This window comes from Alcaligenes faecalis, from assembly GCF_041521385.1.
GTDB classification, from domain to species: domain Bacteria; phylum Pseudomonadota; class Gammaproteobacteria; order Burkholderiales; family Burkholderiaceae_B; genus Alcaligenes; species Alcaligenes faecalis_E.
In genome coordinates this window covers 931,789-948,354 of the sequence record NZ_CP168006.1, presented here as the reverse complement: position 1 = coordinate 948,354, position 16,566 = coordinate 931,789, and the positions used below count along the sequence as shown (strand labels likewise).

10 protein-coding genes are annotated in these 16,566 nt (G+C 57.0%); 9 read left to right on the top strand and 1 reads right to left on the bottom strand.

What is annotated here, in order from left to right; genetic code table 11:
• Position 1: 1 nt before the first annotated feature.
• Genes ACDI13_RS04410 through gspF form a run of 6 tightly spaced genes read left to right on the top strand, consistent with a single transcriptional unit; the run spans position 2 to position 7,213 of the window.
• Positions 2-967 carry a GspL/Epsl periplasmic domain-containing protein gene (locus ACDI13_RS04410; RefSeq protein ID WP_316988537.1) on the top strand — a complete coding sequence of 322 codons (966 nt, stop codon included), beginning with the start codon at positions 2-4 and terminating at the stop codon, positions 965-967.
• Positions 964-1,515 carry a type II secretion system protein GspM gene (gene gspM, locus ACDI13_RS04405; RefSeq protein WP_316988536.1) on the top strand — a complete coding sequence of 184 codons (552 nt, stop codon included), beginning with the start codon at positions 964-966 and terminating at the stop codon, positions 1,513-1,515. The genes ACDI13_RS04410 and gspM overlap by 4 nt, the downstream gene beginning before the upstream one ends.
• The gene (gene gspN, locus ACDI13_RS04400; RefSeq protein WP_316988535.1) at positions 1,512-2,258 is read left to right on the top strand and encodes a type II secretion system protein N; all 747 of its coding nucleotides are present in this window, start codon (positions 1,512-1,514) and stop codon (positions 2,256-2,258) included. The genes gspM and gspN overlap by 4 nt, the downstream gene beginning before the upstream one ends.
• A 13-nt stretch (positions 2,259-2,271) precedes the next feature.
• Entirely contained in the window at positions 2,272-4,581 is a 2,310-nt protein-coding gene (gspD, locus tag ACDI13_RS04395) for a type II secretion system secretin GspD (RefSeq protein ID WP_316988534.1), read from the top strand.
• A complete protein-coding gene (gene gspE / locus ACDI13_RS04390; RefSeq protein WP_316988533.1) occupies positions 4,578-5,996 on the top strand; it encodes a type II secretion system ATPase GspE in 1,419 nt (472 codons plus the stop codon). The genes gspD and gspE overlap by 4 nt, the downstream gene beginning before the upstream one ends.
• Before the next feature lie 14 nt (positions 5,997-6,010).
• Positions 6,011-7,213 carry a type II secretion system inner membrane protein GspF gene (gene gspF / locus ACDI13_RS04385; protein WP_316988532.1) on the top strand — a complete coding sequence of 401 codons (1,203 nt, stop codon included), beginning with the start codon at positions 6,011-6,013 and terminating at the stop codon, positions 7,211-7,213.
• A 102-nt stretch (positions 7,214-7,315) separates the two neighbouring features.
• On the opposite strand, the gene ACDI13_RS04380 is transcribed toward gspF, so the two are convergent.
• A complete protein-coding gene (locus tag ACDI13_RS04380; protein ID WP_316988531.1) occupies positions 7,316-7,879 on the bottom strand; it encodes a recombinase family protein in 564 nt (187 codons plus the stop codon).
• Positions 7,880-8,543: 664 nt separating this feature from the next.
• On the opposite strand from ACDI13_RS04380, the gene ACDI13_RS04375 reads away from it, so the two are divergent.
• The 3 genes from ACDI13_RS04375 to ACDI13_RS04365 all read left to right on the top strand — a co-directional run bounded on the left by ACDI13_RS04375 (position 8,544) and on the right by ACDI13_RS04365 (position 16,560).
• On the top strand, positions 8,544-9,740 hold the full coding sequence (locus ACDI13_RS04375) for an EAL domain-containing protein (RefSeq protein WP_372372769.1): 1,197 nt from the start codon (positions 8,544-8,546) through the stop codon (positions 9,738-9,740).
• Positions 9,737-15,712 (top strand): YadA-like family protein, encoded by a 5,976-nt coding sequence (locus tag ACDI13_RS04370; protein WP_372372768.1) that lies wholly within the window; start codon positions 9,737-9,739, stop codon positions 15,710-15,712. The genes ACDI13_RS04375 and ACDI13_RS04370 overlap by 4 nt, the downstream gene beginning before the upstream one ends.
• Before the next feature lie 74 nt (positions 15,713-15,786).
• Positions 15,787-16,560: an OmpA family protein gene (locus tag ACDI13_RS04365; protein ID WP_316989496.1), complete on the top strand. Its 774-nt coding sequence runs from the start codon at positions 15,787-15,789 to the stop codon at positions 16,558-16,560.
• The last annotated feature ends 6 nt before the right edge of the window (positions 16,561-16,566 follow it).

Here is a 16,566-nt window from a genome sequence, read left to right as displayed (position 1 = left end):
GATGAGCAAAGTGCTGCGTATTTATTTGGACTCTCCGCCCAGGCTGGATCAGCCGGTGGACTTTGTGCTGCGGGACAAGCGCGCCAAGGTAGTGCGCCGTGGGCGGGGAGAGGTGCAGGCGTTCAAGGGCCTGGCCCGCTCTTTGGAGCTGGTCTTGCCTGCGGGCATGGCGACGGTGACTGAAGCGCGTATTCCTTTGGTCAGTGCCTCGCGGCGGCAGGCCGTGGCATGCAGTGCGGTCGAGCCTATGTGCTTGAGCCCTATCGAACAGGTGTGGGTGGCGTGTTCGGCACCCGGGCCTTCCGGCATGAGTCAACTGGCCTGGACGGAGCGCCAGCCCTTGCTGGCCTTGGGAGAGCAGGCGCGCCAGTTGGGCCTGCCCTTGAGTGGAGTCTATGCCTGGTCCGATGGTCACGAGAAAGACAGACAAGGCCAAGGACAAACACTGACCGTACCCGCCTGCTCCTTGCTGATGCCGGAGATGGCCGCCAGTGGCGGAAACAGTGTGCTGCGACAAAGCCTGTGGTGGACTTTGGCCGCCGTCTTGAGCTGGACCTTGGTGTTGCAGCAGCAGGCGCAGTCGCTGCGATCTCAAATGAAACAGGTACAGACCCAGATGGAGCAGGCGGTTCGGCAAGCCTTGCCGCATTTGCCTGTCATCGTCGCACCTTTGACGCAGGCCAGGCAGCATCGCGATGGTTTACTGGCCGATAAAAGCCCGGCCTCAGCCCCTTTTGATCGTTTGTTGATGGCCAGCGCCGTGCAGTGGCCAGCTTTGCAAGGACAGGTGCGGGCATTGAATTTCAAAGACCAACAATTGCTCTTGACCCTGGCCAGTGATTTGCCCGCACAGCCTTTGCCGGCTGAATCGGATCTGGAGTGGAAACAGGGCGAGTCGGCCCGTCAGTGGGAAGTCGGTTTCAGCAAGGCAGCGCACGCAGCCAGCCAGCAGGGGGCGCAGCAATGAGCAAATTCACCGCCCTTCAGCCTGTATGGCTGACCGTACAAAGCAAGCTCGCTCTGGCAAGACAGTACTGGCAAGCCTTGGGCCGTCGGGATCAATTGGCCTTGTCGGTATTGGGCGCTTTGCTGGTGTTGATGTTTCTGTGGTTGTTGCTGTTACGTCCTGCCATTCGTGATCTGGCCTTGGCAAAACAGGAGCTGCCCCGCCTGCAGTATGAGATGGCGCAGTTGCAAACCGTGCTGTCGCAAATTCAGGTTCTGGATAAAGAGCTGGTCGCGCCTGTGGATGCGCAAGGACAAGACAAAGCCTTACAGCGCAGCTTGCAGACCTTGGGTACCCAGTGTCAGACAGAGGCGTCGCCGGCCGAGCAACGTGTTCTGGTCTGTCAGGCTGTGGCCGCTCCTGCCTTGATGGATTGGCTGATGCACGCCCCCCGTGTGCTGGGCTTTGCCGTGCAGGAAGTCAGCGTGAGTCGCTCTGTGGTCGATAGCCGTGAACGTGCCGGCCTGCTGGATGGCCGCATTGTGCTGCGTGCAGGAGATCCTTCATGAAAAAACTGGCCAAGATCATGGCCTGGGCCTTGCTGGTGCTGTGCCTGCTGCTGGCCGCCGTGCCCTTTCTACCCGCCCGCATGATGTTGATCTGGCAGCCGGAGCAATTACCGCTACGGCTGGAAACGGCACACGGCAGCCTGGCCTCCGGTCAAGGCTTGCTGGTAGTCGGTTCGGGGCTGCTGGCCCGCACCGTTCCCGGCCCTGTCCGCTGGCGCTGGCGTCTGACGCCCTGGCCGCAAATGGAATTGAGCCATGGCTGGCTGGATCAGCCTGTGCGTCTGCAAGCCAGCTTGCAAGGTTGGCGTATTTCGGGTCAAAGCCTGACGGTTCCAGCCTCACTGTTAGGGCGCTTGCATCCCTTGCTGCAGACCGTGCAACCGCAAGGGCAGTTACAACTGCGCTGGCCCAGTCAGGCGTTGGCCGCTGAAAGTGGCGCTTTGCTGGAGCTGGATTGGCGCAATGCGCGCTCGGCTTTGGCAGCCCAAGCCGAGCTGGGCGATTACCAGTTGGCTGTCAACCGCAAGGGCCAGGGCGTGCAGCTTAGCCTGCGAACCCTGGCGGGGGACTTGACCTTGGCAGGGCAAGGTCAGTGGGGGCCGGATGGCGGGCTATTTGAAGGACGTGCCCAAGCAAAACAGGCCGATGATCAACGATTCAACGAGTTATTAGAGGCCTTGGGGCCTCAGCGTCAGGGTGTGACCCAATGGCGAATAGCCACAACGACTAGCAAGCAGGAATAAGCATATTTTGACTATGAGTACCTTGACTAAACGACTTCCTGGGCTGCGTCCCCGCTTCCTTTCAAGCCTGGGTGCCGCCATGCTGTTAAGCGCCTGTGCCAGCACGGGCCAGAAACCTGAACCCGGCCCCGATCCTTCTTCGTTTTTTGCTTCAGTAGGCAAGACGCCCGTGCGCAGTACCCAGGCTGATCCACGTTTTGCTAATGATACGACGCCTTCTGCGGCTGTGACGCGTCGAGTTCCTCAACGAGTTGGAGGCCGTGCCGCGCCGATTGATTTGCCCGACCCGGCCGAGTTTCCGCAAGGTGACGACATTAGCTTGAATTTTGTGGAGGCGGAGCTGGATGGTGTGGTGGCGGCTCTGGCGCGCTTTACCGGCCAGAACTTCATCGTGGACCCACGTGTAAAAGGACAACTGACCTTGGTGTCGGAGGTGCCAGTCGATGCCCGTACTGCGTATGAGATGTTGCTGTCCGCTCTGCGTATGCAAGGGTTTGCGGTACTGCGCAATGGCAAGGTCAGCCGAGTGGTGCCTGAAGCTGAAGCGCGTCAACAAGGTGGCGCGGTGCGTGCTGCGGGTGCCGGGGCCAGTGGCAGTGGCGAGCTGGAAACCCGTGTTTTCAACCTGCGCTATGAAAACGCCACGGCCTTGGTGCCGGTGTTGCGGCCCATGATTTCGCCCAACAACCCGATCAATGCCTACCCCTCCAATAACACCCTGGTCGTGACGGACTATGGTGACAATCTGGATCGTATTGCCCAAGTGATCGCCGGGATTGATACCCCCGCCGGTTTGAACACGGACATCATCCCGATTGATTACGGGGTGGCGCTGGATGTGGCGGCCTTGGCATCCCAAATGCTGGACACGCCCGGCAACGATGTCGCTCAACGTATTACCGTGGTGGCTGACCCGCGCAGTAATTCCGTGTTGGTGCGGGCAGGCAGTCCGGCTCGGCTGGATCTGGCGCGGGATTTGATACGCCGTATCGACAGCCCGGAAAGCAATAAGGGTAATTTGCATGTGGTCTATTTGCGTAACGCTCAGGCCGTGCAGTTGGCCGAAGTGTTACGGGCCGCTTTGACTGGGCAGTCCGGCTCGGGCAATACGGCAACGGGTGGGCAGCAACAGAGCAACAGCCTGGCTCCTTCTGGCCATGCCTCCGGCACCATGGGCGCGACCAAGGCGATGGAGACGTCGGCAACCGCAGGACAGTCTCAAGGTGAAATGGGTTTGAGTGCCCCGAATACTGCCAGTGGCACTGTGGCCTTCAGTGCGGGGGGGGCGACTGTTCAAGCTGACCCGTCCACCAATACCTTGATTATCTCGGCCCCTGATCCGGTCTACCGCAGCTTGCGTGAAGTCATTGATCAACTGGATCAACGCCGTGCTCAGGTGTTGGTAGAAAGCCTGATCGTGGAAGTGAACGCGGAAAATGCCGCCGAGTTCGGTATTCAATGGATGACTGGCGGCGGCAATATTGGGAGTGATGGTTCAGGCTTTGTGGGGGGGGCCAATCTGGGCGGCAGCGGTATCACCAAGGCCGGGGCAACCACGCTGGATTCGCTGGCGGCTGGTTTGAGTTTGGGCGTTGTTAAAGGCACGGTGGATGTGCTGGGTCAGCAAGTGGTCAATCTGGGCGTACTGGCGCGTGCGCTGGAGCGCCAGGGTGGGACCAATATTTTGTCCACGCCTAATTTGATGACGCTGGACAATGAAGAGGCCAGCATCATGGTGGGCCGTACCGTTCCTTTTGTGACGGGCCAATACACCACTACGGGTGACGGGGCTAGCAATCCTTTCCAAACGATTCAGCGAGAGGACGTGGGCCTGACCCTGAAGGTGCGCCCGCAGATTTCCGAAGGCGGCACCGTCAAGATGGCGCTCTACCAGGAAGTCAGTAGCATCGATACGGCCATGTCGGTATCGGCTAACTCGCCAGTTACGCGCAAACGTGCGCTTAGCACCAATGTGCTGGTCGATGATGGTCAGATCATTGTGCTGGGTGGCTTGCTGGAAGATTCGATCGAGGACGGCACACAATCGGTGCCTTTGCTGGGCGATATTCCGCTGGTGGGTAACCTCTTCAAATACGAGAAACGCAAGCGCACCAAAACCAATTTGATGGTGTTCCTGCGCCCCCATATTGTGCGTAATGCTCAAGATAGCCAAAGCCTGTCTCTGGATCGCTACAACTACATGCGCGCTGTACAGACCGGCCTGCCAGATCGCTCGACCTGGTTCCACCCGGATGCAGGGCATATGGTCTTGCCGCAGGCTGGAGCGTCATCTGGCACTGTGGACTTGCGGGAGACCTTATGACTCGCCTGCCGTACTCCTGGGCACGTCAGCACCGCGCTGTGCTGACGCAGCAGCAAGGCGTGGGTACGCTGGTCATCAGCGAACGCACACCGGATTGGGCCTTGGTGGAATTGCGGCGACGCTACCCTGAGCTGGACGAGCGACAAGTCCCGGATGCGGAACTGGATACCTTGATTGATGCCAGTTACGCACAGGGCGACGATGCCGCCAGCGTAGTGGATGCCGCTGCCAACGAGGTGGACCTGGATCGACTGATGCAGGAACTGCCTGCCGTTACCGACTTGCTGGAGAACCAGGACGATGCGCCGGTCATCCGCATGATCAATGCCTTGTTCACGCAGGCTGTGCGCGATGGCGCCAGTGATATTCACCTGGAGCCTTATGAAACCCACTCGGTCGTGCGCTATCGGGTAGATGGTCGTTTGCGCGATATCGTCAGCCCGCGCCGAGCCTTGCATGGTGCCTTGGTGTCGCGTATCAAGATTATGGCCAGCCTGGATATTGCCGAAAAACGCCTGCCACAAGATGGTCGTATTGCCTTGAAAGTGGGGGGCAGGGCGCTGGACCTGCGTGTCTCGATTCTGCCTACCGGACATGGCGAACGTGCCGTGATGCGTTTGTTGGACAAGTCCGCTGGGCAACTGGAGCTGGAGCGTCTGGGCATGGCCCCGGATATTTTGGCTCAATTGGACGAGCTGATTCATCAACCACACGGTATTGTGCTGGTTACCGGCCCTACTGGCAGCGGTAAAACTACCACCTTGTATGCCGCCCTGGGCCGTGTTGATACAGCCCGCAGCAATGTGCTGACGGTGGAGGATCCGATTGAATATGACTTGCCTGGCGTCGGCCAGACACAGGTCAACCCTCGTATTGAATTGAGCTTTGCACGTGCCTTGCGTGCCATATTGCGACAGGACCCGGACATCATCATGATCGGGGAAATCCGTGATCTGGAAACTGCACAGATTGCGGTGCAGGCTTCTTTGACAGGTCACTTGGTGCTGGCTACCTTGCACACTAACGATGCCGTGTCAGCCGCGACGCGTTTGGTCGATATGGGTGTGGAACCTTTCTTGCTGGCCTCCACTTTGCGGGGTGTGCTGGCCCAGCGGCTGATACGCAAGCTGTGCCAACACTGCCGTCAGCCTGCCGAGCAGGGGCAATACCGGGCCAGCCCGGATGGTTGCGAGCATTGTGCCCACACGGGCTATCAGGGTCGTACCGGGATTCACGAGCTCTATCGTATCGACGAACGTGCCCAGCACTTGTTGAATGCCGCCGGAGCCGAACCTGCCTTGCGTCAGGCTGCGCGTGAGTCGGGCATGCGCAGCTTGCGCGAGGACGCCCAGCGGTGGGTAGAGCAGGGCATCAGTACCCCTGAAGAAGTATTGCGCGTCACGCGCGAGTTATAGGTTGTCGAAACAGCATGGGTACCTATCACTATGAGGCCGTGGATCAGGCCGGACGCAGCGAGCGGGGTGTGCTGGAGGCCGAGAGCGAACGGCTGGCGCGTCAGCAGTTACTGTCACGTGGTCTGCTGACCGTTTCCCTGAAAGCAGGGCGTAGTCGTGCTGTGGCTCGGGCCCGCAGTGCGGGCTTGCGCCGTACCGAGCTTTCCTGGTTGACCCGTCAGTTAGCCAGTCTGGTGGCGGCGGGCTTGTCCTTGGAAGCCAGCCTGGGTGTCGTGATTGAGCAGGCGACTCGTCGGCCTTTGGTGCAACTGCTGGCCGCCTTGCGTGCTGATATCCGAGCAGGGCAAAGCCTGAGCGATGCCTTGGCCAATCACCCTCGTGACTTCCCTGAGATTTACCGAGCATTGGTGCGGGCAGGTGAACAGTCTGGCGAGCTCGAGCAAGTGCTGGATCGTTTGGCCAGTTTCATCGAAGACAGCGGAGCCTTGCGTGGCAAGGTGCTGACGGCTTTTATCTATCCCGCTATCGTCAGCCTGATTTCGGTGGCGATGGTGGTGTTTTTGCTGAGCTATGTGGTCCCGCAAGTGGTCGGCGCTTTCACCCAAGCCAAACAGCAACTGCCCATGCTGACCCGGGTCATGATCAGCGCCAGCGATCTGCTGCGTGAATGGGGCTTGGTGTTATTTGTCGTGCTCTTACTGGCGGCGGGTCTGGTGGCTTTTTTGCTGCGCCAACCGGCCTTGAAGCTGGCCTTTCACCGACGTCTGTTAAGCGTGCCTGTTCTGGGGGGCTACTTGCTGGGCGTCGATACTGCTCGCTTCGCCGCCACGCTGGCCATTCTGGCTGGCAGCAATGTGGCCTTGCTGACTGCGCTGGAAGCCGCCGGGCGTACCGTGTCGAATCTGGCCTTGCGCGATGCGGTGAATCAGGCGGCCATTCGGGTGCGTGAAGGTTTGCCATTGGCCACGGCCTTGCAGCGTAGCGCCTTGTTTCCGCCGTTATTGGTACAACTGATTGCCAGTGGTGAAAAAACTGGTGAACTGGCCCCTATGCTGGACCGTGCGGCAAGCACCTTGTCAACCGAGTTGGAGCGCAAGGCGCTGACCATGACCGCTTTGCTGGAACCCTTGATGATTTTGCTGATGGGGGGCCTGGTATTGTTGATTGTATTGGCGGTGATGTTGCCGATTATCGAGATGAATCAGTTGGTGCAGTAAAAGGCAGCAGGGTTCCTGTACTGTTTCCGCAAAAAGCATTGCCACCACATTGCGGTCTGGCGGCAATGCGGATTACTCCTCAAGTCACTGGCGTTGTCCTGATTATGAGGAGGACATTGCTTTGATGCGGCGGATTGTCCTTGGGTGGACGTCATATTTCTTTGCCACAATGTCCAGCGGAACATGATTCGTCAGGGCAGTAAGGGCTTCTTGGTGTTGAGCAGGCGATAGGGCAGGGCGTCTGCCCAGTGGTCTGCCGTTGGCACGTGCGGCTGCCATTCCCGCTCGGGTGCGTTCGCTAATGAGAGATCGCTCAAATTCGGCCAGGGCGGCCATCATATGAAAAAGCAATCTGCCGCCCGAAGTGGTGGTGTCTATGTTTTCGGTCAGGGAAATGAAATGGATATTCTCTTTGCCCAAGCGATCAATGGTGTCGACCAAATAGCGTAGTGATCTGCCCAGTCTATCCAAACGCCAGACAATAAGCGTGTCGCCCGATTTCAATGTTCGCTGCAGATGATTAAGGCCTGGACGCGAGGCTTTAGCTCCGGATATTCCTCTATCCGTATAGATATGATCACAATTGACTTTTTGTAGGGCCGCGATCTGTAGGTCCAGGTTTTGATCCTGTGTTGAAACGCGTGCATACCCATATTTCTTGCTCATAATACCCATCTTCCTAGCGCAAGGCGCAGCCTTCTTGTCCCCTCCCTTCGATGACATCTGTGTGCAATCAACGTTAGTAAATTCAAGATGCTTCAGTGGGGTGGCCACGCGATGTCAAGTTTTACTAACCACATGCAAACCTGCTGCCACGTAAACGGCGATTGAGGTCGCTCGTACTGCAATAAAAACTATTACGTAATTTTTTATTAACGCTGTGTTTCAGATGCAGATACTGATTAAGTGTTAGCGGCTGGCACATGTGTGTCAACACGAAGCGGGTCTGGCCGATGCACTTTCTGAAGAACGTTGCAGCCAGCCATAGGCAAGCGTCAACAATGGTTAAGAAAAGGCGTAATTAGGCTTGCGATTTTGACAAGAAGCCTCCTTTTTGCCCAAACCGAATAACGCATTGAAAAGCTCCCTTTCAGCGTGGATTTCATGCAAAAACGTGTCTATTTGTTATGGAAATGATGTTGACATAAAGGAGGCTTTTTGACCGCTGCCAGGTTGAAAGCCAGACGCTGACTCACGCTCCGCGTCCAGAGTGCCAACCGACGATGCGGGGCGCGTAATGGGCGTCCAGTCGGTAGAGTTATTGTCCTGCTGGTTGCAGCAAGTTACTCCTTCAAGCAGCTATTTGCTTTTAGGCTTGCCAAAGCTGGCCATGCTCGCTCAGGCCTATGATGCGCACCTGTTCCAGCACGTCTTTTTGTCCGCCATTTCGGAGCGTCTGCGTCCCTACGGCGTGATGCGCAATGACATTTTGGCGCTTGATCAAGTGGTACTGATTGGCCTGACGAATTGCCGTCTGCCCACCCAGTTTGACAAGGACCTATTCCTGCAACGAGTCAAAGCGGCGCTGTGTTACGAGCCCGTTCGCTGTGGTTCGGACTTCATCCTGGTCAATGTTGTTCCGGCCTGGGTTGAAGCATCGGGCAACCGTCCGGTTTGCCTGTCTCATTTGCAGTCTCTGGCCAGCACCATTGCCTTTTCCGAGGTTGAGCCACCCGTTTGCGAACAAACGCGACGCGACATGGCTCTGGCGACTCGTTTCTTTACAGACATGCGGGACGAGAAGGTTTCCCTGTCATTTCAGCCTGTGGTGTTTGTGCAGGACTGCGAGCAAGTTCTGTACTACGAAGTGCTGTTGCGCTGGGATGATGCGCAGGACAGTACTCAGTCCGTTTCTTGTGCGCAGGTTGTTCAGGCCATAGAACGCCTGCATGTGACCGAACGCCTGGATGCCAGTGTTCTTTGGTCGGTGGTACAGGTGCTGGAGCGTTGTCCGGATGTTCACCTGGCCTGCAATATTTCCCCCTTGTCTTTGCAGCAAGGGCCGTGGTGGCGGTTGTTGATGGCTGTGCTGCGCGGTGCGCCGCAATTGGCCAGCCGTCTGACCCTGGAAGTTACCGAAACGGCTTCTGTCTTTGATCAGAAAGCCGCCACCAGCCTGCTGCGCTCCTTGCGCGACCTGGGCTGCAAAGTTGCCATTGATGATATCGGGACCGGATTCAACACGCTGGATCTGGCTCGGCAGATCCGTCCTCACATCATAAAAATTGATAAGTCCCTGGTGCATCAGGCACGCGATAGGGACGGTATGGATGCTCTTCATGCTTGGGTTGATGCCTCGCGCGGCATCAGCCAATACGTCATCGCCGAAGGAATTGAGACGGCCTTGGATTTCCAGTTGAGCGTCGATGCCGGCGTGCACGCCGTCCAAGGCTACCTCATTGAACCTCCCTGCGTCTTGCCCCCCTGGGAGGGGGCGGAGCCTTTGTGCGTTCGAGACAGTTTCAGCCCTACTCACACACACGTAGCACTCAATACGTATTCCTTAAAGGATCAGGAACAGAGATGAATCACGTCTATAAAACCATCTGGAATGAGCAAACGGGAACATTTGTTGCCGTTTCTGAGCACAAGAAAGCCAAAGGCAAGCGCAGCTCCTCTTGCGTCACAGGAGGAAAGCGTTCGTCTTTTTCCGCACGCATGGGATGGGGCGCCTTGTTGACAGCAAGCGCATTGGCGACGAGTAATGCCTGGGCTGTGGTTGATATTCCGGGCGGCGGTCAGGATAACGTCATTAACTTCACCAGCCCAGGCGGCACTATCGAGTTTTTGGGGGGTGGCAGCATTGTCGGGCTGAGCAGCCTGACCATCTCCGGTGCCTTGAATGCTGATCAGATTACGGTGGGTGGGGAGTCTGTGGCGACCCTGACGCAGCTCAATGCAACTTCTGCCGATGTGCAGACCAATACTGGCAAGATTGATGGGCTGGAAGCACGGGTCACGAGCAATGAGTCCACTCTGACGGATCATGGGACTCGCATTACGGATAATGAAACGGCCATTACGAGCCATGACACCCGAATCTCGGACAATGAAACGGTTATTGCTGATCATGGCAGCCGCATTGGAACGGCTGAAGCCGGGTTGGTAACGATCAACGATCGTCTGACCGCCCTGGGAGTGGACGATACCAATCCAGGTGTGAAGTATTTTCGTGCCAACTCGGAGCTGCCTGATTCCGAGGCGAATGGTGAAGAGTCCATTGCGATTGGTCCTGAGTCCAAGGCAGAGGGTGATCGCAGTATTGCCGCAGGCCAAGCTGCGTTGGCCGATGCCGAAAGCGCGATTGCATTGGGCGATGGTGCTCGTGTCGCCAGTGCAGACAGCCGACCCAAACCAGAGGCAGCCATTGCCATTGGTAAGGACAGTGTGAGCAGTGGTCAGGCCAGCGTTGCGGTAGGCCGCGAAGCAGTGGCGGGTGGAAGTAATGCGCTTGCCCTGGGCAGGCAAGCACAGGCCAGTGGTGCTAACGGTATCGCCTTGGGTCTGGGTGCCCAGGCCGATGCAGAAAACAATATTTCTATCGGTGGTGACGCAGGCAAGGCCACGGGCAATCACCTGCCTGGAGACCGTTCTCACAATATTGCGATTGGTCAGGCTAGCGGTCAGGACGTCAAGGGCCAGTTCAATGCGGCAATTGGTGACAATGCGGGTAATGGCGTGGATGGCAATCAGAACGTCGCCATGGGGAAAGGGGCTGGTTCCAGTGTGGCGGGCGATGACAACATCAGCCTGGGCACCAATGCTAATCAGGGGCGTACGTCAAATCGTGCCGTGGGTATCGGTGCCAACGCTAGTGCAGATACAGAAGGCATTGCCATTGGCTATAACGCAGTTGCCGGCAATACCGGTGTTGCCGTAGGACGCCAGTCAATGGCATTGGGAACGGGTACGGCCATTGGTCCTAATGCTCATGCGGACAGCAATTTTGTGGCCCTGGGCTTGAACTCTCATGCCGCGCAAAATGATGTGTCTGGCCTGGGCCGGTTTACCAACAAAGGCTTCACTGGAAGTGCGGTTTCCGTTGGCAGCAGTCAGTCGGGCAGTGAGTTCACACGTCGTATTGTCAATGTGGAAGACGGAGCCAATGATACTGATGCGGTGAACGTGCGTCAGTTGCAGGCGGCTGTGGACCAAGCTGTCTTGGGTGGACCTGTGGATTACGACCAGTTGGCCGAAAAAATTGGTGATGACTGGGGGCAGCAGATTGAAGACAGTAAAACACGTTATTTCAGTGTGAATGACGGTGGTGTGGATAAAGGCAACAAGAACAATAACGGTGCCGCTGCTACTGCCATTGATTCGATTGCCATCGGCCCGGATGCGACTGCCAAGGAGAAAGACTCGGTTGCGATCGGGCACATGGCGGGTGCCGAGGGGGTGTCAGCGGTTGTGCTGGGGCACAACATCAAGGGATTGGGGGTGAACTCTACGACCATCGGTAACTCCCAATCCGAGGCGCGAGATGAGGGCGGTGTGGCCATTGGTACGCACGTCGTTAGTCGTGACAAGAACTCCATTGTTATTGGCCGGGATTCCTATACGGATCGCCAGGCAAACGGTCCCTCTGTCGAGAATTCGATTGTGATTGGTACAGAATCCAGTTCTACAGCCGTGGAAGGGATTGTGATTGGTAAAAACTCGGTGGTGAATGCGGCTCGCGGTATCGCGCAGGGTAGCAATGCGGAGGCAACGGCTAATGACGCCATGGCGTTTGGCACGCGGTCGCGGGCGGCTGCCGGTGATTCCCAAGCCAGCGGTACGGATGCCAAGGCCTTTGCGGCACGCGGTATTGCCATGGGTACTAACGCTCGCTCCGGCCAGTCCAATCCTGATGTGGAAAATCAGGAAAAGAATCGTGATTCGATTGCGCTGGGTACAGACTCCATTGCTGAGTTCAATAGCAGCATCGCGGTAGGTCGCGAGGCCCAGGCTACAGCCGACTTTGCACAGGCACAGGGCATGGGCGCTCATGCTTTTGGCGAGGCATCGATTGCTCAAGGTCGTGACGCTTGGGCTCTTGAGCGGCAGTCGATCGCACTGGGTGACGGTTCCCGTAGCACGGCCGACCGTGCTGTCGCTATTGGACAGGGCGCACAGGCCGGTAACGCACGTTCAGTAGCTCTGGGTGATGGTGCAGAGACAGCAGGCGCGGTTGGCACCTTGAACGCAGAATTGAATGGCCTGCGCTACGGCAACTTCGCTGGGGATCGTCCTATTGCTACGGTCAGCGTGGGTACGGACGAGGAAAAACGTACGTTGACGAATGTGGCCGCGGGTCGGATCAGCGCCAGCAGCACCGATGCGATCAACGGCAGCCAGTTGTATGCCACCAATTCGGTGCTGGGCAATGTGGCCAACACCACGAAAAACATTCTGGGTGGTAATGCCACATTGGCATCTGATGGCAGCCTGAGCATGAGCAACATCGGTGACACCGGCGAAAATACGGTGCACGATGCGATCAAATATGCTGCTCAAGGCTGGAACATCAGCGCCAATGGTGCCGCCAGCGAGAATGTGAAGCCAGGCGGTTCGGTGGACTTCAGCAATGATGATGACAATATCGTCATCTCGCGCGACGGCACTGATCTGGCCTTCAACCTGGCCGATGATCTGACTGTGGGCAACAGCATTACCGTGGGCGATACCGTGATCAACGGCGATAGCGTCACGGTAGGTGACACGATCGTTAATGGTGACAGCGTCACAACCAACAATCTGACGGTTACGGGTGAAACTCGCCTGGGTGACAACTTTGTGGTCAATAACGCGGGTGACGTTACTTACAAGGGTAATGAAGTCGCTACTCAGGCCGATGGTTTGAGCTTTGCGGGTAACACCGGCAGCACCATTGCCAAGACTCTGGGCGACAACACGCCGTTAACGGTTTCCGGTGAGCTGGCCGAGGGTGAAGCCTCTACCGGAGCAAACCTGCGTGTCGATAGCGACGGCAACAAGCTGAACCTGGTCATGGCTCAGAACCTGACGGATCTGAACAGCATCACCATCAATAACGGTGGTCCGGTGATCAACGGTGATGGCATCAATATGGGTGGCAAGAAGATCACCAATCTGGCCGAGGGTACGGATGACACCGATGCGGTGAACGTGTCGCAGTTGAAGGACGTGTCAGACGTGGCCAATGCGGGCTGGAACATCAGCGCCAATGGTGCAACTGCCGAGAACGTCAAGCCGGGTGATTCGGTGGACTTCAGCAATGATGATGACAATATCGTCATCTCGCGCGACGGCACTGATCTGGCCTTCAACCTGGCCGATGATCTGACTGTGGGCAACAGCATTACCGTGGGCGATACCGTGATCAACGGCGATAGCGTCACAGTAGGTGACACGATCGTTAATGGTGACAGCGTCACGACCAACAACCTGACGGTTACGGGTGAAACTCGCCTGGGTGACAACTTTGTGGTCAATAACGCGGGTGACGTCACTTACAAGGGTAATGAAGTCGCTACTCAGGCCGATGGCTTGAGCTTTGCGGGTAACACCGGCAGCACCATTGCCAAGACCTTGGGCGACAACACGCCATTGACCATTTCAGGTGAGTTGGCCGAGGGTGAAGCCTCTACCGGTGCAAACCTGCGTGTCGATAGCGACGGCAACAAGCTGAACCTGGTCATGGCTCAGAACCTGACGGATCTGAACAGCATCACCATCAATAACGGTGGTCCGGTGATCAACGGTGATGGCATCAATATGGGTGGCAAGAAGATCACCAATCTGGCCGAGGGTACGGATGACACCGATGCGGTGAACGTGTCGCAGTTGAAGGACGTGTCAGACGTGGCCAATGCGGGCTGGAACATTAGTGCTAATGGTGGTGCCACAGAAAATGTGAAACCAGGCGCATCGGTGGACTTCAGCAATACGGATGGCAATATCAATATCACACGTGATGGCACGGACCTGGCTTTCAACCTGAACAAGGATATTGATCTGGGTACGGATGGCAGCCTGAAGACGGGTAACGCCTTGGTCAATAACGACGGTCTGACTGTAGAGGATAGTGCAGGTAACAAGACCTCTACGACTGCGGCAGGCACCACGGTCAGCAATGCCGCCGGTGACACGACTACCGTAGGCGCCGGTTCGATTACGGTGGCAGATGCGGCGGGTAACAGCACCTCGGTGGGCAGCACGCAGGTGGTCGTGGGCGGAGCGAACCCGGTCACCATCAATGGTGAGACGGGCCGCATTGGTGGCCTGACCAACCTTACTTGGGATCCGGATAACTACACCAGCGGCCAGGCAGCGACTGAGGACCAGCTCAAGCAAGTCAGTGATGTTGCCAGCGCAGGCTGGAATGTGACCGATGCGGATGGTAATAGTGCCAATATTGGCCCGAACGGCCAGGTTGCCTTTGTCGGTGACAATAACGTCACGGTTGAGCAGACCGGAACCGATGATTCCGGGCAGCTTGAAGTCAAGCTGAACAAGGACATTGATCTGGGTGCAGATGGCAGCCTGACGACCGGCGACACCATCATCAATAACGCAGGAGTTGCGGTAGGAAACGACGTACACCTGGGTAATACCGGCCTGACCATCAACAATGGCCCCAGCATCACCCTGGCTGGCATCAATGCGGGTGATATGCGCATCACCAATGTGGCCGCCGGTCGCAATCCGACGGATGCCGTCAATTACGGCCAGCTCCAGCCTATCGAGTCCTTCATTGGTCTGGATGGAAACGGCTCGTTTGCCTACAACGGTGGCCAGCATTCCTCCTTGAAAGATGTTCTGGACAGCATGCACTGGAATGTTGAGGCGCCTGCGGACGGCAATGACGGCGGCAATACTGGTGGCTCCAATGGCAATGGTTCCGGCTCCAACGGTGGTGGCAGTAATGGCTCTGGTGACGGCACACCTATCCACAATGGCAACACCGTGGGTTTTGTTGAAGGCGACAACATCGTGATTTCCAAGACGGACCGGGTCAATGATGCAGGCCAGACCGTTGGCGCTGATATCAAGGTGTCGGTGTCCCAGGATCTGAAGGTCAATTCCATTACGGCAGTGAATGTTCAGGCCGATGAAATTCAGATCAATAACGGTGGTCCGATCATCAACGAGAACGGCATCAATATGTCCGGCAAGCACATCACCAATGTGGCGGCGGGCGTGAATGACACCGATGCGGTGAACGTGAGCCAGTTGAATCAGGTTGCGGGCAATCTGCAAGGCCAGATCAACAACATTCGTCACGATATCAACCGTCTGGATAACCGCTTGAGTGCAGGTGTGGCGGCCGCCATGGCAACAGCGTCACTGCCCCAGGCTTACTTGCCGGGCAAACACATGATGTCCATGGCTGGTGGTACCTGGCGTGGAGAGTCCGGCATGGCCATTGGTTTCTCCGGAATTACCGATAACGGCAAATGGGTTTACAAGCTCTCGGGCAATACCACCTCGCGCGGTGATTACGGTGGTGCCGTGGGTATTGGTTATCAATGGTAAGTCGGCCCTGACTCTATGGTGCATCGGCGCATTGGCGCCGATGCACAGCACACACTTTTGAAGGAATTCAGATCATGAAGAAAAATTGGTTTGGGGCTGCTTTGCTTGGCAGTCTGGTGCTTGCTGGTTGCGGAACCTTGAGTCAGGTGGACTCGGAGGGCCACACGGAAAACCCGGTGTTTCCGGAAGTGGATAAAGCGACTTTTCATACGGGTTCTTACCCGAATATCGACAATCTGCGTCAGGTCCGGGAAGGCGTGACACGCGATCAGTTGTATGACCTGCTGGGTCGTCCGCACTTTGCCGAAGGCTTCAAGGTTCGCGAGTGGGATTACCTGTTTCATTTCAACACGGCACAGGGCATCAAGACGTGTCAGTTCAAGGTGCTGTTTGATCAGGACAAGCTGGGTCGCAGCTTTTACTGGAAGCCTAGTGAGTGTGCTTCTGTGCTGGATGCGGCGCCGCAAACCGCGACCGTTCAACCCTTCTCGCTTTCCGGGGACGTGGCCTTTGCTTTTGGCAGTGCGACCTTGACCAGTGCTGGTCTGAACACGATTCGTGATATTGCAGGCCAGCTCAAGCAAATGTCCGACATCGAACGGGTGACTGTATCCGGTCATACGGATCGAATCGGAAATGCGGCATCGAATCAGCATTTGTCGCAGCAACGAGCCCAGGCAGTGCGACAGGCCTTGTCGGCCCAGGGTATTGCAGCCGCTGCACTTGTGACGCAAGGCTTTGGTTCGGATCGTCCCCTTGTGCAGTGTGATCAACCCAATCGTACTGAGTTGATCGCTTGCCTGGCGCCGAATCGTCGGGTCGATATCGAGGTTCAAGGCCAACGTTAAGTTGGA